The sequence below is a fragment of the Streptomyces sp. NPDC033177 genome (assembly GCF_055577715.1).
In genome coordinates, this window is the sequence record NZ_JBVIPS010000003.1 from 447,933 (window position 1) to 466,386 (window position 18,454).

19 protein-coding genes and 1 pseudogene are annotated in these 18,454 nt (G+C 69.4%); 12 read left to right on the forward strand and 8 right to left on the reverse strand.

The annotated features are described in order from the left end of the window. Positions 1-12: 12 nt before the first annotated feature. The 3 genes from ACZ5U5_RS13215 to ACZ5U5_RS13225 all read right to left on the reverse strand — a co-directional run bounded on the left by ACZ5U5_RS13215 (position 13) and on the right by ACZ5U5_RS13225 (position 2,357). A complete protein-coding gene (locus tag ACZ5U5_RS13215) occupies positions 13-1,206 on the reverse strand; it encodes a serine hydrolase domain-containing protein (RefSeq protein WP_469020183.1) in 1,194 nt (397 codons plus the stop codon). Between the two features lie 136 nt (positions 1,207-1,342). Further along, a complete protein-coding gene (locus ACZ5U5_RS13220; RefSeq protein ID WP_469020184.1) occupies positions 1,343-1,858 on the reverse strand; it encodes a lytic polysaccharide monooxygenase auxiliary activity family 9 protein in 516 nt (171 codons plus the stop codon). A 151-nt stretch (positions 1,859-2,009) separates the two neighbouring features. Then, the gene (locus ACZ5U5_RS13225) at positions 2,010-2,357 is read right to left on the reverse strand and encodes a DoxX family protein (RefSeq protein WP_469020186.1); all 348 of its coding nucleotides are present in this window, start codon (positions 2,355-2,357) and stop codon (positions 2,010-2,012) included. A gap of 267 nt (positions 2,358-2,624) precedes the next feature. Here ACZ5U5_RS13225 and ACZ5U5_RS13230 point away from each other — a divergent pair, with 267 nt between their 5' ends. Together ACZ5U5_RS13230 and ACZ5U5_RS13235 are read left to right on the forward strand one after the other, a co-directional pair. Beyond that, the gene (locus ACZ5U5_RS13230; RefSeq protein ID WP_469020189.1) at positions 2,625-3,548 is read left to right on the forward strand and encodes an NADP-dependent oxidoreductase; all 924 of its coding nucleotides are present in this window, start codon (positions 2,625-2,627) and stop codon (positions 3,546-3,548) included. A 72-nt stretch (positions 3,549-3,620) separates the two neighbouring features. Then, positions 3,621-4,559 (forward strand): AraC family transcriptional regulator, encoded by a 939-nt coding sequence (locus ACZ5U5_RS13235; RefSeq protein WP_469020190.1) that lies wholly within the window; start codon positions 3,621-3,623, stop codon positions 4,557-4,559. Between the two features lie 16 nt (positions 4,560-4,575). Here the strand turns inward: ACZ5U5_RS13235 and ACZ5U5_RS13240 are convergent, their stop codons facing one another. Next, complete coding sequence (locus tag ACZ5U5_RS13240; protein ID WP_469020193.1) at positions 4,576-5,052, reverse strand: carboxymuconolactone decarboxylase family protein; 477 nt, start codon at positions 5,050-5,052, stop codon at positions 4,576-4,578. Positions 5,053-5,177: 125 nt separating this feature from the next. After that, positions 5,178-5,930, reverse strand: coding sequence for a sulfite exporter TauE/SafE family protein (locus ACZ5U5_RS13245; protein ID WP_469020194.1), 753 nt, complete (start codon positions 5,928-5,930; stop codon positions 5,178-5,180). Positions 5,931-6,165: 235 nt separating this feature from the next. On the opposite strand from ACZ5U5_RS13245, the gene ACZ5U5_RS13250 reads away from it, so the two are divergent. Together ACZ5U5_RS13250 and ACZ5U5_RS13255 are read left to right on the forward strand one after the other, a co-directional pair. After that, positions 6,166-7,104: a LysR family transcriptional regulator gene (locus tag ACZ5U5_RS13250; RefSeq protein ID WP_469020197.1), complete on the forward strand. Its 939-nt coding sequence runs from the start codon at positions 6,166-6,168 to the stop codon at positions 7,102-7,104. A gap of 63 nt (positions 7,105-7,167) precedes the next feature. Then, complete coding sequence (locus ACZ5U5_RS13255) at positions 7,168-8,130, forward strand: ankyrin repeat domain-containing protein (protein WP_469020199.1); 963 nt, start codon at positions 7,168-7,170, stop codon at positions 8,128-8,130. A 24-nt stretch (positions 8,131-8,154) separates the two neighbouring features. Here ACZ5U5_RS13255 and ACZ5U5_RS13260 read toward each other — a convergent pair whose 3' ends face one another. Next, the gene (locus ACZ5U5_RS13260) at positions 8,155-9,264 is read right to left on the reverse strand and encodes a sugar ABC transporter substrate-binding protein (RefSeq protein ID WP_469020202.1); all 1,110 of its coding nucleotides are present in this window, start codon (positions 9,262-9,264) and stop codon (positions 8,155-8,157) included. A gap of 682 nt (positions 9,265-9,946) precedes the next feature. On the opposite strand from ACZ5U5_RS13260, the gene ACZ5U5_RS13265 reads away from it, so the two are divergent. From ACZ5U5_RS13265 to ACZ5U5_RS13290, 6 genes are all read left to right on the forward strand, one after another. Further along, the gene (locus ACZ5U5_RS13265) at positions 9,947-10,150 is read left to right on the forward strand and encodes a cold-shock protein (protein ID WP_100598391.1); all 204 of its coding nucleotides are present in this window, start codon (positions 9,947-9,949) and stop codon (positions 10,148-10,150) included. Between the two features lie 165 nt (positions 10,151-10,315). Continuing rightward, entirely contained in the window at positions 10,316-11,845 is a 1,530-nt protein-coding gene (locus tag ACZ5U5_RS13270; protein WP_469020204.1) for a DEAD/DEAH box helicase, read from the forward strand. A gap of 80 nt (positions 11,846-11,925) precedes the next feature. Then, positions 11,926-12,504 carry a TetR/AcrR family transcriptional regulator gene (locus ACZ5U5_RS13275; protein ID WP_469020207.1) on the forward strand — a complete coding sequence of 193 codons (579 nt, stop codon included), beginning with the start codon at positions 11,926-11,928 and terminating at the stop codon, positions 12,502-12,504. A 92-nt stretch (positions 12,505-12,596) separates the two neighbouring features. After that, on the forward strand, positions 12,597-13,379 hold the full coding sequence (locus tag ACZ5U5_RS13280; RefSeq protein ID WP_469020210.1) for an oxidoreductase: 783 nt from the start codon (positions 12,597-12,599) through the stop codon (positions 13,377-13,379). 107 nt (positions 13,380-13,486) lie between these two features. Then, positions 13,487-14,077 (forward strand): TetR/AcrR family transcriptional regulator, encoded by a 591-nt coding sequence (locus tag ACZ5U5_RS13285; RefSeq protein ID WP_469020213.1) that lies wholly within the window; start codon positions 13,487-13,489, stop codon positions 14,075-14,077. Positions 14,078-14,097: 20 nt separating this feature from the next. After that, positions 14,098-15,294, forward strand: a complete 1,197-nt coding sequence (locus ACZ5U5_RS13290; RefSeq protein ID WP_469020215.1) for a GDSL-type esterase/lipase family protein — start codon at positions 14,098-14,100, stop codon at positions 15,292-15,294. A gap of 48 nt (positions 15,295-15,342) precedes the next feature. On the opposite strand, the gene ACZ5U5_RS13295 is transcribed toward ACZ5U5_RS13290, so the two are convergent. Further along, a complete protein-coding gene (locus ACZ5U5_RS13295; RefSeq protein WP_469020216.1) occupies positions 15,343-16,098 on the reverse strand; it encodes an ankyrin repeat domain-containing protein in 756 nt (251 codons plus the stop codon). Between the two features lie 166 nt (positions 16,099-16,264). On the opposite strand from ACZ5U5_RS13295, the gene ACZ5U5_RS13300 reads away from it, so the two are divergent. Both ACZ5U5_RS13300 and ACZ5U5_RS13305 read left to right on the forward strand, forming a co-directional pair. Continuing rightward, complete coding sequence (locus tag ACZ5U5_RS13300; protein ID WP_469020218.1) at positions 16,265-16,489, forward strand: hypothetical protein; 225 nt, start codon at positions 16,265-16,267, stop codon at positions 16,487-16,489. A gap of 850 nt (positions 16,490-17,339) precedes the next feature. After that, positions 17,340-17,660: pseudogene (locus ACZ5U5_RS13305) on the forward strand (MerR family transcriptional regulator); the annotation flags it as partial. Here the strand turns inward: ACZ5U5_RS13305 and ACZ5U5_RS13310 are convergent. Continuing rightward, positions 17,661-18,416, reverse strand: a complete 756-nt coding sequence (locus ACZ5U5_RS13310; RefSeq protein ID WP_469020221.1) for a sigma factor-like helix-turn-helix DNA-binding protein — start codon at positions 18,414-18,416, stop codon at positions 17,661-17,663. It lies immediately after the preceding pseudogene. Between the last annotated feature and the right edge of the window lie 38 nt (positions 18,417-18,454).

Consider the following 18,454-nt stretch of genomic DNA (forward strand, 5'->3'; position numbering starts at 1 on the left):
AGCGGGCGGGGATCAGCTCGAGTTGCCTCGGGCCACGGCCGCCGCGTACCGCCAGAAGTCCCGCATCAGCTCGGGGAAGCTGGGCCCGCCCATCTGCAGCTGGCTGAACATGATGGTGACCGCGCCGGTGGACGGTGTGATGTGGGCGGTCGTGCCGGTTCCGCCGACCCAGCCGTAGCGCCCCGGCACGCTCCACGGTTCGACGGCTTCGATGTCCACCGCGCCTCCGAAGCCCCAGCCCATCCCTTCGAGGAAGAGTCCGGCGGATTCCCGCTCGGCTGTGGTGAGGTGATTGGTGGTCATCTGCCGCACCGAATCCGGCGAGAGCAGCCGACCCTTGCCGCCCGCGCCCTCGGCGAGCAGCATCCGCCCGAAGGCGAGCCAGTCGTCGACGGTCGAGACGAGACCGCCGGCGCCGGACGGGAACGGTGGCAGGCTGCTCCACTGTCCGTCGGGGGCGTCGAGCAGTTCGAGTCCGCTGCGGGGGTCGCGTTCGGGCCCGGCCTCGGCCCCGGCCGCGTAATAGCTGGTGAACCGGTCGAGTTTGCCGGGCTGCACCGAGAACGCGGTGTCGCTCATTCCCAGCGGCTCGAACAGCCGCTCCGCCAGGAACTCGGGGAGCGGCATTCCGGCGACGCGGGAGATCAGTACGCCCTGGAGGTCGGAGCTGAGGTTGTAGAGCCAGCCGTCGCCGGGTTGGTGCAGGAGCGGGATCCGGGACAGCGCGGCCATCCACGCGTCCGGCGCGGGGACGGCCTGCGGCTGCGGAGGCCCCTGCTTCAGCTCGCTGAAGAGCGGCGCGAGCGCGGGCAGCGAGAAGTCGGACGGGAATCCGTATCCGGTACGGGAGGCGAGCAGGTGGGAGACCGTGATGGGCCGGACCGCGGGGACCACGTCGTCCACCGGCGAGTCCGGGGCACGGACGACGCGCGGCGACGCCAGCTCGGGCAGCCACTCGCGGACGGGAGCGTCCAGTGCGATCCGGCCCTCCTCGACCAGCATCATGACGGCGGCGGCGACGATGGGTTTGGTCAGCGACGCGATGCGGAAGATCGAGTCCCTGGCCATCGGGGCGGTGCCCTCGACATCGACGGACCCGACGGCCGCGACCTCCTCGCCCCGGTCACCGCGGGCCACCAGGCCCACCGCTCCCGCCACGGAGCTGTTGCTGACGTGCGTCTCCAGAGTCCTGCGCAGATCGGCCATGCCTCCACCCTCTCAGGCGGGACCCGACCCGCGGCCTCACCGCGTGAAAACCCGGCCTGCCGGGCCGTCGGCGTGCTGACGCCGGGGCCCGGCAGACCGGGTCGGGTGGTGTGGGGGACCCACCCGCGCGAGGGCTTTAGCCCCCGATGTTCACGTCGATGCAGGCGTAGAAGGCGTTGGTGGTGTCGGCGATGTTCCACACCGCGAGCACCTTCTGCTTGCCGCTGAGCCCGCCGAAGTCGACCTTGTGCGTGACGGTCTCGCCCGGCTGGGCGCCTCCGTCATCGACCTCGGCGATCTTGTTGCCGCCGACGAAGTACTGCCAGGTGCTGGTGCTGTGACGTGCCGTCAGCTTCCAGCTGAACTCCTGCGACGAGCCGACGTCGGTGGCCTTCCAGCCCTTGCTGTCGTCGTCCAGTTCGGCGAACCGCGCGTTGCCGCCGCTGCACGTCGTCTGCCCCTTGGGGCTTTCGACGCTCTGCGGTTCGTGGGTGATGTCTCCGCAGGACACGGTGCCTGCCGCGCACTGTGCCTGACGGCTCGGGGGCGAGGATACGTAGCCGTGCGCGCTGGCCGGGGTGACGGAGGCCAGGACGAGCACGGGCGCGATTCCCGCGCCCAGAGCGGCTGCCAGCTTCTGCTTCTTGTTCATCTCTGTTCCCTCTGAGTGGGGGGAGGAGGGGTGAGAGACAACCGGGCGCCTCGGTCGACTCATTGGCCTAGACCATACTGGTTGTCAGGGCTCAGTCAACCCTTCAAGTACTCCTGAAGTGCTTCTCGCGGTGCGGAAGTTGCTCGTGAGGTCAGGCGGCGAAGCTCAGTGCCAGGGCCCCGACCACCGGCGCCGCATAGATCAGCGGGAAGGGGATGTGCGCGTACCAGCGGGCCCGGATGACGGTGACGACGGCGCCGGTGAAGTACAGCGCCAGGCCGATCCCGGCCGCGACGCCGATGGCCGGTACGAGCAGTCCGACCAGCAGACCTGCTGCCCCGGCGGCCTTGGCGGCACCGAGCCAGGGCAGCCACGAGAAGGGGACGCCGTAGTCGGCCATGGGCTCCACGACCCACTTGGCGCGAAGGAAGACCGAGACGGCCGAGAAACCCACCATGACGGCGGCGATGACGGTGACGACAACGAAGGCGGTGGACATCAGAAGTGCTCCCATCGGGCGGGCGCCCGGCCGGACTTGCCCCGGCCTGGCATCTTGAGTGCGTCACTGCCCTGACGGACCGCGACGCGGGAATGTGACCGGTGAACGCCGTTTGTGGTGTGACCTGGACCACGTATGGCCGAGGGTGCACTGAGGTAAGACGCTGAGACATGTAGCCGAGACAGAAAGCCATTCTGCGGCTCATTCGATCTCCCTAGTGTTGAGGACATCAACCGCTGAACCCGCACCCCGCCCAGGAGATTCACCATGCGCGCAGTCATCCAGAAGTCCATCGGCGGCCCCGAGGTCCTCGAGGTCGTCGAGACCGAACGGCCCGAGCCGCAGGCAGGCGAGGTCCTCGTCAAGGTCCACGCCAGTGCCGTCAACCCCGTGGACATCGCCGTCAGGTCCGGAGCCCTTCCGTTGCTCGGCGAGCCGCCGTTCGGCGTGGGATGGGACATCTCCGGGGTGGTCGAAGAGGCGGGCCCCGGTGACGGGTTCGCGGTGGGCGACGAGGTGTACGGCATGCCGCACTTCCCCCACGCCGCCACCGCGTACGCCGACTATGTCGCCGTTCCGGCCGGTCAGCTGGCCCGCAAGCCCGCCTCGCTCGACCACGTGCACGCCGCAGCGGTGCCTCTCGCGGCGCTCACCGCCTGGCAGGGCCTTGTGCGCGCGGCGGACGTCAAGGAAGGCGACCGGGTGCTGATCCAGCGGGCGGCCGGCGGAGTCGGCCACTTCGCGGTGCAGATCGCGAAGGCGCGTGGCGCCCACGTGATCGCGATAGCCAGCGCGGGCCGGCATGACTTCGTGCGCGGACTCGGCGCCGACGAGATCATCGACTACCGCACCACCGACTTCACCCAGGCCGTCAAGGACGTGGACGTCCTCCTCGACTCGACGGCCCAGGGCGACCTCTCGCTCGGCGTGGTCCGCCCCGGCGGCGTACTCATCAGCATCCTGGAGCACGGCGACACGGAACTCACCGCACGCGTCGAGGCCGCCGGACGGCGCTTCGCCGGTGTCCTGGTCGAACCGGACTCCGCCGGGCTCGAAGCGCTCGCCGAGCTGATCGACGCGGGCCGGATCCGTCCCTACGTAGAGGAGGCGCTCCCGCTCGCGGAGGCCGGCAAGGCGCACGAGCTGGTCGCCGCGGGACACGTACAGGGCAAGATTGTCCTGACGGTCTGAGAACAGGGCGGCCCAGGTGGGCGGTCCGCAAGGGCCGACCGCGACGGGCGGCATCAGGAAGGGCGAGGCCGGATGGACATCCTCACCGAGGCACTGGCCTCCATGCGCACGGGGTACCCGGCGTCCGTGCGGACCAACGGCCGCGCCCCCTGGGGCCTGCGCCTGCCACCCGTGGCGGGCGCAGGTTTCCATGTGGTGCTGTACGGGACGTGCTGGCTGGTCCCGCTGCCCGAGGCGTCCCCGCATCTGGAGCCGGTCCAGCTGAACCCCGGGGACGTGATCTTCCTGCGGGACGGGCGGGGGCACATCCTCGCCGACCACCCCTCCACCCCCGCCGAGGAGTACAAGGCCGCGCAGTATCACGGGAGTTCACCCATCGGCTCGGTCACGCTCGGCGGTGAGGGCGCCGCAACCAGCCTGCTCTGCGGCAACTACCACCTGGACCAGGGGCGCCCGCACCCGCTGGTGCGCCAGCTGCCCGAGGTGATCATCCTGCCGACGCGGCACGGCCGCCACCCGGAGCTCAGCGCCGCCGTCCAGCTCCTCGGCTCCGAGTTGGAGAACCCGCGGATCGGCTCCGACGGCATCGTGCCGACCCTGATCGACTCGCTGCTCCTCTACATCCTGCGGGCCTGGCTCGACGACCAGCCCGCTACCGCAGCTCAGGGGTGGGCGGCGGCCCTGGGGGACTCGGCGGTGGCGCCCGCCCTGTCGGCGATGCACGACGATCCCGCTGCCTCGTGGACGGTCGAGTCCCTCGCGGCGCGCGCCGGTCTGTCCCGCGCCGCGTTCGCCCGGCGGTTCGCCGCGCTGGTCGGCGAACCGCCGATGGCCTATCTGACCCGCTGGCGCATGACGACCGCCGCCCGCATGCTGCGGGAGTCCGACGCCCCGCTGACGACGGTCGCCGCCCGCACCGGATACGGCTCGGAGTTCGCCTTCGCCAAGGCCTTCAAGCGGGAGTACGGCCTGGCGCCGGGCGGCTACCGACGCCAGAACAGGGCGGCCTAGCGGCGGTCGGCTCCGCTCAGCCGAACTGGCCGGGCCGGTAGTCCCCGGCGGGCTGCTGCACGATGAGGTTGAAGCGGTTGGCCGCGTTGATGAGGGCGATGAGTGACACCAGGGCGGCCAGTTGCGCCTCGTCGTAGTGCTTGGCGGCGTTCGCCCACACCTCGTCCGGGACGCCACCGGCCGCGTCGGCGATCCGGGTGCCCTCCTCGGTCAGGTCCAGGGCGGCGCGCTCGGCCTCGGTGAACACCGTGGCCTCGCGCCAGGCGGCGACCAAGTGCAGGCGTTGCTGGGTCTCTCCCGCATGCGCGGCGTCCTTGGTGTGCATGTCGGTGCAGAATCCGCAGCCGTTGATCTGGCTCGCCCGGAGCATCACCAGGTCCCGGGTCGCGGTCGGCAGCGTCGACTCCGAGAAGATCGCCTTGCTCGCCGACCCGAGGTGCTTCAGGGCCTTGGCCGCGAGGGGACTGCCGAAGAGGTTCAAGCGGGCTTCCATGGTGAACTCCTTGCCGTGACGGGTGGTTTCACCTCCTACACGTGGCAGCCAGGCCCGTTTCGACAGCGGCGGATGTGACGCGCGTCTCCCTGTCGGGCGTGGCCGGGCGCGGCTCGACATGGCGCTCACACGGCCACGGCAACGGCAGCCGTCACCCCAACGGCCACGATGAGCCCGCGCAGCACGGCGGGCGAGAGGCGGCGGCCCACGCGCGCGCCGATCAGACCGCCCAGGGTCGAGCCGAGGGCGATCACACCGGCCACCGTCCAGTCGACGCTCGTCACCGCGATGAAGATGACCGCGGCGACGCCGTTCACCAGGGACGCGAGGACGTTCTTCACGGCGTTCAGGCGCTGCAGGTCATCACGGAGGAAGGACCCGAACAGGCCCATGAGCAGGACCCCTTGGGCCGCCCCGAAGTACCCGCCGTAGACGCCGGTGACCATGACGCCGGCCCACATCGGGGCGCCGCCGTCCTTGCGGCCGCTGCCGCCGCGCCGGGCCAGCCACTTCTGGAGGCGCGGCTGCAACAGCACCAGAGCGCAGGCGATCAGGATCAGCACCGGCACCGCGGAGCGGAACGTGTCGGCGGACAGCTTCAGGAGCAGGACCGCGCCCGTGACACCGCCCAGGAGCGATGCGCTGCCGAGCTTGATGAGGCGTGACCGCTGGCCCTTGAGTTCGGCGCGGTATCCGTACGCCGCGCTGATCACGCCCGGGACGAGACCGATGGTGTTGGAGACGTTGGCAAGGACCGGCGGGTAGCCGAAGGCGAGCAGCGTGGGAAAGGTGATCAACGTGCCGGAGCCGACCACCGCGTTGATGCCGCCTGCCGCGACGGCCGCGGCCGCTATGGCCACTGTTTCGAGCGCCTGCATGGATCGCCCTCCCCGGGACGGTCGGCGTACCGGAGCGGAGTGCGGGCAGCCCGGGACGCAGAAGTCTGGTGCTGAGCCGGTGGGTCGGCACCCGGCCCGGTCCGCTTGCCCTCCGGATGGCGTGCGAACCGGGCCGGGTTGCCGCCCTGGGCCCGGAAAGATCGTCCCGCCCGCCCGACACCCAAGTCAATCCTCGGATTTCCTTGCAGACCCCCAAGCTGTAGCTTCACCCTCCATGACTCTCGACGACCTGCGCGTCTTCGTCGCCGTCTGCCGAACGGGCAGCCTCAGCGCCGTCGCCCGCGAGCTGTCCTGTACGCAGCCCGCGGTCAGCCAGCACATCAAGCGCCTGGAGCGAGAGCTCGGGCTCAGCCTTCTCGAACGCCACCCGCGTGGAGTCGTCCCCACGCCGGCCGGACAGCTCCTGCAGAACGCGGCGGCCGGCGGTCTGGGCGACATCGACCACGCCTTGCGCCGACTGAACGACCTGGTGCACGGCGAGGCCGGCTCGGTGCGGATCACCACCGGCGCCACCACGGTGCGGCACTTCATGTCCGACGCGATCGTCGCCTTCCGCCGGCGCCACCCCCAGGTGAGCCTGGAATTCCAGACCGCGCACTCCAGCCGCAGCTGCTTCGACGCCCTCATCGCGGGCGGCCTCGACCTGGCCTGGATCACCATCGGCGCACCGGTGAAGGGCATCGAGCAACGTCCCGTCATCGAACTGCCCTGGGTGCTGGCCGTCCAACGCGACGACCCCCTCGCCGCTACGTCGCGGATCACCACCGCCGACCTGGCCGGCATCCGGCTCATCGGGCTCCCGGAGAGCACGACCTCCCGCGCGCGCCTGGACGCCTGGTTCACCGAGCGCGGCATCAGCCCGGCCTCCGACACCAGCGTCGCCGACTGGGACACCGCCCTGCTGCTCGCCGAACTGGGCCTGGGCCATGCGATCGTCCCCGACCTGCCGGGCTGGCGCGGTCCCGGCCACCCCGACCTGCGCCTGATCCCCATCCCGGAGCTGCCCACCCTGTGGACCGGTTGGGCGGTGCGCCGCTGGGACGCGCTGTCTCCCTTGGCCAAGACGTTCGCCGACACGGTGAGCCACAACTGCCCGCGTGCGCGTATCCCCGGTCAAGTCTCGGAGGGGTCGATTGTCAGTGGCCGTCTGTAACGTTCAGTGAGTGGCCGGTGACGCCACGATCGGAAGGTACGGCCACCACGAGGGGGGAGTGTCATGCCTGTTGTCGAGAGCGACGGCTGGGCGGGTCTGGGCTGGGAGGGCTGGCGCGACCACGCGTTGGTACGCGATCGGTTGGAGCGCGGAGCGGATCCGAATGTGTGGGGCGGCAGCCGCCCTCTGCACAGGGCGGCCGAGTTCGGCTCACCGGAGGTGGTCGCCGAACTGGCCCGCCGTGTCGACGACGTCGACGCCGAGTCGAAGGGCCGCACCGCGCTGTGGGTCGCGGTCCTGGCCGACCGCGCGGACAACGCCCGTGTGCTGGCCGCCGCCGGGGCCGACCCGTGGCGCACCGTGCTGGCGGACTGGTCCCCGGGGAGGCTCAGCCTGGCGGGGCCGGTCCCGGACCTCTTCATGGTTCCGTTCGGCGAACGCGGCCTGACGCCGGCCGAGTCCGCCGCCGCGACGGAGGGCAGACGGCTGACCGCGGCGCTGGGCGACCTCCACACCGATGGCACAGGCCTGGCGTGCGTGGCCAAAATAGACACCGCCGAGGTCGCGCGCCGACTCGGGGCCGAGCCCTATGAGGACCCCGAGCTCGACGTACTCCTGGAGGACCCCTTGTCGTACGACATGGACGAGTCCCTCCAGATCATCGGCGTCACCGATGTACCGGGCGGCTGCGTCGTCACGCAACCCTGGGGCTACGCACCGCAGATGCCCGGCGTGCAGACCCTGCTCTCAAGAGGCACCGTCTGCTACGGCCTCTATGCCAATCCCAAGAGCGGCAACCAAGGCAGCATCGCCCGCGACGGCGTCCTGGAAGGCTGGGACCTGCACCCAGGAGGAGGCCCGGACGAGGACGACTCCTCGGAGGAGGTCCTCGCCGCCTACCTCTACCGCCACAACGCCGTCGCCTACTCCTGCGCCTTCGTGGGCCTGCGCCCGACCGACGCCCGCGCCGTCACCGGCCCGCCCGACCGCTGGCTCAAGCTGCCCCGGCGCGGCTACTGGCACTGAGCGGCCGGCCGGCCGCACACCGGGTCAGCCCTTGAGACCGACCGTCGCGCACGCCGCCTTGTACTCGGCCGTGCAGATGTCCTTGGTCTTGTAGATGCCGTCCTTGATGACCGTGGACTTGATGGTGTCCCGGGTAAGGGGACGGACGGAGACCAGGAGGGAGGGGATGTTCTTCGTGGTGGCGTTCTCGGACCTGTCCCCGGCCAGTGCGTCGTACTCGACCATGCGGCCCTGGGCGATGCGGACCGCCATCTCCGCGGCGCCGACGGCCTCTTCGGGGTAGGGCTTGTAGACGCTCATGTACTGCTCGCCCGTGACGATGCGCTGCACGGCCGGCAGCTCCGCGTCCTGGCCGGTGACCGGCGGCAGGTCGGTGAGGCCTGCGGCCTTGAGGGCCTTGATCGCGCCGCCCGCCATGCCGTCGTTGGCGGAGTAGACGGCGGCGATGTCGTCCTTGCCGATGGCGGTGATCGCGTCCGTCATGTGCTCGCCGGCGATCTGTGGTTTCCAGCCATCGGTGTCGTACGACTTGGCGATGTCCACCTGGTTCTGCAGCTGGGAGAGCGCGCCCTCCTTGAACACGGCGGCGTTCGGGTCGGTCGTCGCGCCGTTGATCATGACGACCTTGCTGGTCTGGCGGTTGCCGCCGCCGAGTGCCTTCAGGATCGCCTGGCCCTGGACCTGGCCGACCAGTTCGTTGTCGAAGGCCACGTAGCCGGATACGGGTCCCTCGGCGAGCCGGTCGTAGGCGATGACGGGGATGTCCGCCTCCTTCGCCCTCTTGACCGCCGGTGCGAGCTTCTTCGCGTCCACCGCGCTCACCAGGATCGTGTCGACCTTGTCGGCGACCATCTGGTCGAGCTGGTCGTTCTGCTTGGCAGCGTCGCCCTTGGCGTTGGCGTAGACGAGCTTGCCCTTGCCGTTGGTGAGCTTGCCGACCTGCTTCTCGATGATGGGGTGGTCGAACTTCTCGTAGCGAGCCGTCTCCGCCTCGGGCAGGAGCAGACCGACGGTGACCGCGTCACCCTTCCTCTCGGTCTGCGACTTCCCGTCGTCCGAGCCCAGCAGGCTGCCGCAGGCGGCGAGCGAGAGTGCCAGGGCGCTCACAGATACGGCGACGGTGGCTTCACGCATACGGGTTTTCATTCGCCCACTTCCTCGATCGGACCGCTTCGTTGTGGTCCGAGATGGCTGAAAGCCAACCCCGGAGTGTTCCCGGCGTCAAGGAGTCAATGCATAACGAGATTGCAATGGAATGTGCGTTTCAGTATTGAACTGTCCCGCATTTACACGTGACAGCAGAAGTGTCCGCCCAGCTGCGGCGGAGACGTGTGGGGCTGGTGGGGGAGGCATGGAGGCTGCATGAGGTGGAGAACGGCCTCCGTGACGCTCTCGGGCGGCGCCGGGAACGAAGCGGACCATTCGGGCTCGGCCGCCTCGTCCGCGCCCGCGCCCGCGCCGGTCGGCACGCCCACGTTCCGTGGGTCGGCGCACCCAGCACCCTGCCGTTCGACACGCCGCTCCGACGGCGCTCGTGTCGCAAGATGACCGCAGGTTTCCGCAATGTGGCGGGGGTGCAGGGCCGGTCGAGCGAAATAAGTAGAGCTTGTCCGTGCCGCGAAGCTGATCTCGTGCTACTGTTGATCGTAGTTGCAGTTGTGGTTCCCATAAGACTTCAAGTGCCTTTGGTGGATAAATTTCCGCCGGGCACTTTTGTATTTCCGGGAGAGGTTTTCCCGGACGGGGCAATCAACGTGGCGACGCCGGGGTTCGCACAGTGCGGGTCCCGGAGCTTGCCCCGAAGGAGAAATTTAGTATGGCTACTGGCACCGTGAAGTGGTTCAACTCGGAAAAGGGCTTCGGCTTCATCGAGCAGGAGGGTGGCGGCCCCGACGTCTTCGCCCACTACTCGAACATCGCCACCCAGGGCTTCCGTGAGCTTCAGGAAGGCCAGAAGGTGAACTTCGACGTCACTCAGGGCCAGAAGGGCCCGCAGGCGGAGAACATCGTTCCTGCCTGACGCTTGAAGCGTTAAGACGACGCTGGTGTCCGCGCCTTACGGCGCGGGCGCCAGCTCGTTGCTGTTTACAGAAGATTTTGTCTTTTTTCGGCTCGTGCTTGCAATTCGTTCGGTTGAAATCCACCGAGAATTCCTCGATGCGTGCCCTATCGAGGAAGGTTCTCCATGAACCGTTCAGCACGCTCGAACGACCGATATTCCAATCCCCGCAACAGCGGCGGCTCCCGCGGTGCCAACCCCCGCAAGGGTGGCGGCGCCCGCCCCGGCAACCGCTCCGGCGGCCAGGGACGCCGACCCTCCGCACCCCAGGGTGAATTCGCCCTGCCGGTCACGATCACCCCGGGCCTCCCGGCGGCGGAGACCTTCGCGGAACTCGACATGCCGGCCCCGCTCCTCAAGACGCTCACCGGCCTCGGTGTGACCGAGCCGTTCCCGATCCAGGCGGCCACGCTGCCGAACGCCCTCGCGGGCCGGGACGTGCTGGGCCGTGGACGCACCGGATCCGGCAAGACCCTCGCCTTCGGGCTTCCGCTCCTCGTGCGCACCGCCGGCCGGCGCGCCGAGTCGAAGCAGCCCCTCGCCCTGGTCCTCGTTCCCACCCGGGAGCTCGCCCAGCAGGTCACCGAGGCGCTCACTCCGTATGCCCGGTCGCTGAAGCTGCGTATCGCCACGGTGGTCGGCGGCATGTCGATCGGCAGGCAGGCCGGGGCCCTGCGGTCCGGTGCCGAGGTCGTCGTCGCGACGCCCGGACGCCTCAAGGACCTCATCGAGCGCAAGGACTGCCGTCTGGACCGGGTGAGCATCACCGTTCTCGACGAGGCCGACCAGATGGCCGACATGGGCTTCATGCCCCAGGTCACCGAACTGCTCGACCAGGTGCGCCCCGACGGCCAGCGGATGCTGTTCTCCGCCACGCTCGACCGCAACGTCGACCTGCTGGTGCGCAGCTACCTGCACGACCCGGTGGTCCACTCCGTCGACCCGTCCAAGGGCGCGGTCACCACGATGGAGCACCACGAACTGCACGTGCACGGCACCGACAAGCTGGCGGCCGCCACCGAGATCGCGGCCCGCGACGGCCGCGTGATCATGTTCCTCGACACCAAGCACGCCGTCGACCAGTTCACCAAGCATCTGATGGGCAGCGGTGTACGGGCCGCCGCGCTGCACGGCGGCAAGTCGCAGCCGCAGCGCACCCGTACGCTCGCCCAGTTCAAGACCGGCGCGGTGACGGTCCTGGTGGCCACCAACGTCGCGGCCCGCGGCATCCACGTCGACAACCTCGACCTGGTCGTGAACGTCGACCCGCCCATCGACCACAAGGACTACCTCCACCGCGGCGGCCGTACGGCACGCGCCGGTGAGTCCGGCAGCGTCGTCACGCTCGTGACGCCCAACCAGCGCCGCGACATGAGCCGTCTGATGTCCGCCGCCGGTATCCGCCCGCAGATCACCCAAGTGCGCTCCGGCGAAGCCGAGTTGAGCCGCATCACCGGGGCGAAGGCACCCTCCGGAGTGCCCGTCGCGGGCAGCGCGCCCACCGAGCGCCCCAAGCAGCGCGGCGGCGCCCCCTTCCGGGGCATGGGCACGCGCCCGGGGCAGCCGGGCCGCTCCGGTGGCGGCTCACGCCGGTCCGCCGAATCCCGCGAGCTGGCCGAGGCCCGCAAGGCGGCACGCGTACGTCGCGCTGCTTGAGGTCGTAGGGGCGCACGTGTAGTGGTGCGCCTGGAGACGGTTCTTGACCTACAGGTCAAGAACCGTCTAGTCTCCTGCGTATGGGAAGGCCTAAGCAGTTCGATCCGGACGCCGCCGTCGACCAGGCCATGAACGTGTTCTGGCGCAAGGGATATGCCGCCACCACGCCCCAAGACCTGGTGGACGCGCTCGGCATCGGCAAGGGCAGTCTCTACAACACCTTCGGCAGCAAGCACGCCCTCTTCGAGCGGGCGCTGCGCCGCTATCGCGACAGTCAGGCCGCGGCTCTGATCGAGATGCTCGAGGAGTCGGGGCCAGTAAAGGAGCGGTTGCGCGCGGCGCTGTGGCTGCTCGTCGAGATGGACCTCGCTGATCCGGACCGGCGCGGCTGCATGGCGGTGAACACCGCCGCCGAGCTGGCCGGGACGGACGAGGTGGCGACCGACCTGGTGCGGCGCATGTTCGACCGCACCGAAGGGGCCTTCTCCATGCTGGTGGAGAAGGGCCAGCGGGCGGGTGAGATCGACCCCGGCCGTGACGCTCGCGCCATCGGAAGCCTGCTGGTGACCACGGTCGTCGGCCTGCGGCTGATGGCGCGGGTCGTGGAAGGTCCGGAGCGTCTCGCCAGGGTGGTCGACGCGACGATCGATTCTCTCTGAACCGGCTGAACCCACCCATCTCTGCACCGTGTTGACGTGTACCTATGTTTTGTACCTGTAGTTAAAAAACTGGTCTGAAGGAGCTTCGGAACATGGAACTCGACCTCAATGGCAAGACCGCCGTCGTCACCGGTGCCAGCCGCGGTATCGGCCTGGCCACCGTCAGGGCGCTGATCGAGGAGGGGGTGCGAGTCGTGGGTGCGGCCCGCACCATCACCCCCGAACTCAAGGATTCGGGAGCCTTCGCCGTGTCCGCCGACCTCGGTACCTCGGACGGGGTGGCCACGCTCATGGACGGTGCCTTCGCCGAGCTTGGCGGCATCGACCTGCTGGTGAACAACGTCGGCGCCGGTGACGCCGTGCAGCCCGTCGGTTTCCTCGACACCGACGACGAACAGTGGCACGGCGTCTTCGACCTCAACCTGCTCAGCGCGGTCCGCGTCAGTCGCGCCGCCCTGCCGAGCCTGATCGAGCGCGGCGGTGTGATCGTCAACGTTTCCTCCATCAACTCCCGCCTCCCGGCGGCCGGTCCCGTCGCCTACAGCGCCGCCAAGGCGGCGCTCACCTCGCTGGGCAAGTCGCTGGCCGAGGAGTTCGGGCCGCGGGGCGTACGGGTCAACACCGTCTCGCCCGGCGCGGTGCGCACCGCCATCTGGGAGGACCCCGACGGCTTCGGGGGCAAGATCGCAGCCGGTGCCGGAGTCGAGCACGCAGCGTTCCTCGCGCAGCTCCCGACGGCGTTCGGCATCACCAGCGGGCGGATCACCGAGCCCGGGGAGGTGGCGTCATTGATCACGTTCCTGCTCTCGGGCGTGGCGGGCAATGTCACCGGAGCGGATTACGTGATCGACGGAGGCACGGTCAAGACAGTCTGACGGGCCTGCCGGTGTCCGACGCGCTCGACGATTCCTTCAACCCTTACCTGTTTGCCTAAAGGTATTAGGTAGATGCATAATCGGTTGAGCTGGAGGAAGGGGAAGCCATGGTTCGCGCAGGTCTGACCGTGGAGCGTCTGGCGCAGGCCGGAGCGGAGCTGGCCGACGAGGTCGGCTTCGAGCAGGTGACCGTCTCGGCACTCGCCAGGCGCTTCGACGTCAAGGTCGCCAGTCTCTACTCGCATCTGAAGAACTCGCAGGACCTCAAGACGCGTATTGCCCTTCTCTCCCTGGAGGAACTCGCCGACCGGGGCGCCGCCGCCCTTGCCGGGCGGGCCGGGAAGGACGCACTGACCGCGTTCGCCGATGTCTACCGCGACTACGCGAGGGAGCACCCCGGGCGCTATGCCGCGGCCCGGCTGAGGCTCGACCCGGAGACGGCGGCCGCCAGCGCGGGCGTCAGGCACGCCCGGATGACGCGGGCGATCCTGCGCGGCTACGACCTGACGGAGACCGACCAGACCCACGCGGTCCGGATGCTGGGCAGCGTCTTCCACGGCTACGTCAGCCTGGAGATGGCGGGGGGCTTCAGCCACAGCGAGCCCGACTCGCAGGAGTCGTGGGAGCGCATCCTGGATGCCCTCGACGCACTGCTGCGGAACTGGCCCGCGGCCTGTTCGGGCCCCGTAACACGATGATCAGCAAACGGAGGCCGACCATGGACACCGAGCACGACGACTGGATCACCACGCCCATCACCGCAGACCTCCTGCGCGGCGCCCTCGACCTAGAGCGCACCGAGCACGGCGTCCTGCCGCACCGGCTGCCCGCATGGGCCCGCGCCCAGTGTGCCGACGGGCAGCTGGCCATGGCGGAGTCCCAGCCCTCCGGTGTACGCCTCGCCTTCCGTACCAGCGCCACCGTCATCGAACTGGACACGCTGCCCACCAAGCGCGACTACGTGGGTGCCCCACCCCGCCCGGCGGGCCTGTACGACCTGCTCGTCGACGGCCGCCTGGCGGATCAGGCATCCGTGAGCGGCGGCAACATCCTGACCATCGACATGATGAACGGGAAGACCGAGACCCGGCTCGGCCCGCCCGGCACCATTCGCTACGCCGAACTGGCGGACCGCGCCAAGGACATCGAGATCTGGTTGCCGCACAACGAGACCACCGAACTCGTCGAACTGCGCACCGACGCACCTGTCGAGCCCGCGCCGGACCGGGGCCGCAAGGTGTGGCTGCACCACGGCAGTTCGATCAGCCATGGCTCCGACGCGGCGAGCCCCACCGCTGTCTGGCCCGCCTTGGCGGCTTCCCTCGGCGGCGTCGAACTGATCAACCTCGGCCTGGCCGGCAGCGCGCTTCTCGACCCGTTCACCGCCCGCACCCTGCGGGACACCCCCGCCGACCTGATCAGCGTCAAGATCGGCATCAACGTGGTCAACGCCGACCTGATGCGCCTGCGCGCCTTCGGGCCGGCTGTCCACGGGTTCCTCGACACCATTCGTGAAGGCCACCCCGACACACCGCTGTTGGTCGTCTCGTCCGTTCTGTGTCCCATCCACGAGGACACGCCCGGCCCGAGCGCGCCGGACTTCGGCGACCTGAGCGCAGGACGGCTGACGTTCAGCGCCATGGGCGATCCGGATGAGCGTGCCAGTGGGAAGCTGACGTTGCGCGTCATTCGCGAGGAGTTGGCCCGGATCGTGGAGCAGCGGTCGGCAGAGGACCCCAACCTGCACTATCTCGACGGTCGGGAGCTGTACGGGGAAGCCGACGCGGCCGAGCTGCCGCTGCCGGACCAGTTGCACCCGGACGCCGCCACTCACCGTCGTATGGGCGAACACTTCGCCGAGCTGGCCTTCGCGGCCCAGGGCGCCTTCGGCCCCGCGGCGGGCCGAGAGGCCTGACCGGTATTCGGGTCGGTGTTGCCCCGGCGCGCCGCCGGGTCAGGTGGCTCACCCGAGGTCCGTGCGTGCCGCGGCTCCCTGGGTGAGCAGCCATTGGACGACGTCATCGGCGTCCTGCGCGCGGGCGATGTCCAGGGGCGTCATGTCGTCGTAGCCGACCCAGTTCACATCTGCCCCATGGCGCAACAGGAGCTTGGCCGTAGGGAGTTGGCCTCCGTGGCAGGCACCCCAGAAGGCGCTGGTGATCGCGCTCTCGGTGGCGGTGGGGGTGGGGGAGTCCGGGGCGGAGAGGAAGGTCTCCACCTGGTCGAGCAGGCCGAGGGTGGCAGCGTCCTGCAGGTCGGCACGAGCCCCGTGCTCCAGAAGCCTGCGGGCCGCCCGCCACTGGCCGAAGCCGCGCGCGTCGGCGAGCGGGGTGCCGCCGCCGATGACGGCGCCGGATGCCTCGATGTCGGCGCCGGCGGCGATGAGGGCGTCCAGAGCGGTGATGTCGTCATTGCTGGCGGCCCAGTGCAGGGGCGTCTCGGTGTGGGCGCCGACGAAGCGGGCGTCGGGATCGGCGCCCGCGGCGACGAGGGTGGCGATGACCTCCGCGGCGTGTGGGCGGTGGCCGGGCCAGTCGGTGGCGATGTGCAGCAGACTCCGCCGACCCGCTGCGGGGCCGTCCTGCCTGATCCAGCTGGTGGCCAGAGTGGGGTGGCCGGCCAGGAGCTGACGCAGCGCGGGGACGTCACCCTTCTGGATCGCCTCGGTCACCGAGACGGCCAGCGGTTCCGGTGAGTTGAGGATGTGCACGAGGGGCATGGCGAGGAAGACCTCCTGCTAGGTACTGCTCGGAACTGCTGTCCTGGCTCTTCATCCGCCGGCATGCGGCGCGGTGGCCTGTTCATGGTGCCGGGGGGTACGCGAACCCCAGAGTCGTGGTGGCGGCAAAAGGCCCACCGGCGCCACGAATACGGAAGGAACCCCCATGATCTCTCTCCCCAGTCCCAGGCGTCTCACCGCTTTGACCGCCGTTTCGACGGCCGCGATCGGCGGCACCACAGCAGCCACGATCGGCGCGGGAGCGCCCGATGCCGTGACCCTCGCAGCCGCGGTCGCCGCCTTCGGAGTCGCAGCAGTAGTAGGCGCTGTCCGCCTCGGCGCCAAGCCGGCCCCGCAGCCTGAGGACCGCAGCCTGCAGACCGCAGCCTGAAGACGCCGCGCACCCTTCGCCCCGTCACTGAGCGACGCCGACTACCTGTCTGACGGACACGCAAAAATCTATGTCGGCCGGAGTAGACATTGGGTGGCGGTGTGGTTATGGTTTCTCTCGTAGCCGAGATCGAGCAAGGCCCGGCAGACACGAACTGCCGGGCAGCAGTACAGGCAGTACAAGCAGTTCGCAGGACGGTGCGGTGGTGGAGTCTCGAAGCCAGAGCGGTTGCAGGACGGCGACGGGGCTGACGACCGGACCGGGTGGCCCGCAGTGATCAGGGGCCGCCGTGAGCAGTACCGCAGGTTGCAGGATCAGCAGTGTTGGACAGTTGTCCCTCGGTAAAGGCGTCGGCTGCGGGCGCGCGTACCGGGAAGTTCGGCAGTGGGGTTCTAAGCCAGAGCAGATGCAGGAGGGGCGACGGGGCTGGCTGCCGAAGGGTGGTGCTACGACAGGCCACAAGCAGTTCGCAGTATCAGCAGTAGGCAGTACGAGCAGTACATGCAGTTCGAAGTACCCGCAGTAACAGCAGTATCAGCAGTACGCAGTTCCGCTCAGAAAGATCAGAGGGAAAGAACGGAGGAGCAAGGCGCCATCAGGATCGCCCGGACGGCATGTTGAGTCCGGGTACCGCAGGACATCGATAGTGAGGTGGTCTCCGGTCAAGCAACCGCGATCCCCGTATCCCCGACAGCAGTTCGGTCGGGTCAGCGGAAACAGAAGGCCGACGCAGTATCAGGGTCGGCAGATGGTGTAGCAGTTCCTTCGGGGCCCGGGTGCAGAAATGGCACCCGGGCCCCTCCACGCGTCCAGGCATTCAAGCGTTCCACGCGTTGTACAGAGAGGTGCGATGACAGCAGAAGACTTGTTCGGGCGTCTCGATGACGATGACTATCCCGCGTTCACCATGGGCCGGGCCGCTGAGATGCTCGGCACCACCCAGGGTTTCCTGCGCGCCATCGGCGAAGCCCGTCTCATCACTCCGTTGCGCTCCGCGGGCGGGCACCGCCGCTACTCCCGCTACCAACTGCGCGTCGCCGCGCGGGCCCGCGAACTCGTCGACCAAGGCACGCCCATAGAGGCCGCCTGCCGCATCGTCATTCTCGAGGACCAGCTGGAAGAGGCCCAGCGCCTCAACGCCCAGTATCGCGAGGCCGCCGCGAACGAACCATCACGGCGTGGTCGCGATGGTGTACGCGACAAGGGTGATGAGGCCCGCCACCGCTGCCCAGACGGTGTGCGTGAGCACGCGGATGCGCCGCTCGCTGTCCTCGCGCACAGAAGCCGGGTGACTCACGGTGCTGCCCGACATGCTTTCGAGGAACGCGGCGAGTGATTCCCGCGTCGCGTCCCACGGCTCGTCGGGGCGCAGTTCACGGAGAGCCGTGCGGGCATGCAGCAGTCTGTTGCGGGTGGCGGCGGTGCCGGCCTCGGTCTCGGCGGCTGCTTCGGACACGCTCAGACCCAGCCCGTCGCACAGCATGAGCGCGCGGCGCTGGCGGGGAGGGAGTTCGAGTATCGCGCGCAGCAGCGGGTCGGCCGGGGCCGGGGAGGGGCGGCGGAACGGTCTGCGGAATCGGTGCCAGGGTGACAGGGCGTAGGCGTGTGTCTGTACGCGCACCCATCCCACCGGGTCGGCGTCCCGGGCGACTTCGGGCCAGTGGTCCCACGCCCGGTGGAACGCGTGCTCTGCGGATTCGAAGGCCAACCGGAGGCACCCCGTGAGTACGTGTGCCTGGCGGATCAACCCGGGGGCGGCATAGACGTACAGAGCGTCGAACGCGTCTTCCGGCGTGAGGACCTGAGCGGCTGTACGGGGTGCGGGAAGGGCCTGGTGTGGGAGGCCGCCCTCGTGAGCAGCCGCTCCAAGACCGCCTCCGTGAGCAGCCCCTGTCACGGGCTCCGTGCCGAGGGCGCGCAGGAGCATGATGCGGCTCCTTGCCGACGCCACGGCGCGTGCGGCGG

Coding starts and splice junctions, on each gene's coding strand:
- ACZ5U5_RS13220 (WP_469020184.1), bottom strand. CDS start 1,858: ATGAACAAGAAGCAGAAGCTGGCAGCCGCTCTGGGCGCGGGAATCGCG.
- ACZ5U5_RS13275 (WP_469020207.1), top strand. CDS start 11,926: ATGGGAAGGCCTAAGCAGTTCGATCCGGACGCCGCCGTCGACCAGGCC.
- ACZ5U5_RS13300 (WP_469020218.1), top strand. CDS start 16,265: ATGATCTCTCTCCCCAGTCCCAGGCGTCTCACCGCTTTGACCGCCGTT.
- ACZ5U5_RS13265 (WP_100598391.1), top strand. CDS start 9,947: ATGGCTACTGGCACCGTGAAGTGGTTCAACTCGGAAAAGGGCTTCGGC.
- ACZ5U5_RS13295 (WP_469020216.1), bottom strand. CDS start 16,098: ATGCCCCTCGTGCACATCCTCAACTCACCGGAACCGCTGGCCGTCTCG.
- ACZ5U5_RS13250 (WP_469020197.1), top strand. CDS start 6,166: ATGACTCTCGACGACCTGCGCGTCTTCGTCGCCGTCTGCCGAACGGGC.
- ACZ5U5_RS13260 (WP_469020202.1), bottom strand. CDS start 9,264: ATGCGTGAAGCCACCGTCGCCGTATCTGTGAGCGCCCTGGCACTCTCG.
- ACZ5U5_RS13240 (WP_469020193.1), bottom strand. CDS start 5,052: ATGGAAGCCCGCTTGAACCTCTTCGGCAGTCCCCTCGCGGCCAAGGCC.
- ACZ5U5_RS13280 (WP_469020210.1), top strand. CDS start 12,597: ATGGAACTCGACCTCAATGGCAAGACCGCCGTCGTCACCGGTGCCAGC.
- ACZ5U5_RS13235 (WP_469020190.1), top strand. CDS start 3,621: ATGGACATCCTCACCGAGGCACTGGCCTCCATGCGCACGGGGTACCCG.
- ACZ5U5_RS13225 (WP_469020186.1), bottom strand. CDS start 2,357: ATGTCCACCGCCTTCGTTGTCGTCACCGTCATCGCCGCCGTCATGGTG.
- ACZ5U5_RS13285 (WP_469020213.1), top strand. CDS start 13,487: ATGGTTCGCGCAGGTCTGACCGTGGAGCGTCTGGCGCAGGCCGGAGCG.
- ACZ5U5_RS13255 (WP_469020199.1), top strand. CDS start 7,168: ATGCCTGTTGTCGAGAGCGACGGCTGGGCGGGTCTGGGCTGGGAGGGC.
- ACZ5U5_RS13245 (WP_469020194.1), bottom strand. CDS start 5,930: ATGCAGGCGCTCGAAACAGTGGCCATAGCGGCCGCGGCCGTCGCGGCA.
- ACZ5U5_RS13290 (WP_469020215.1), top strand. CDS start 14,098: ATGGACACCGAGCACGACGACTGGATCACCACGCCCATCACCGCAGAC.
- ACZ5U5_RS13215 (WP_469020183.1), bottom strand. CDS start 1,206: ATGGCCGATCTGCGCAGGACTCTGGAGACGCACGTCAGCAACAGCTCC.
- ACZ5U5_RS13230 (WP_469020189.1), top strand. CDS start 2,625: ATGCGCGCAGTCATCCAGAAGTCCATCGGCGGCCCCGAGGTCCTCGAG.
- ACZ5U5_RS13310 (WP_469020221.1), bottom strand. CDS start 18,416: ATGCTCCTGCGCGCCCTCGGCACGGAGCCCGTGACAGGGGCTGCTCAC.
- ACZ5U5_RS13270 (WP_469020204.1), top strand. CDS start 10,316: ATGAACCGTTCAGCACGCTCGAACGACCGATATTCCAATCCCCGCAAC.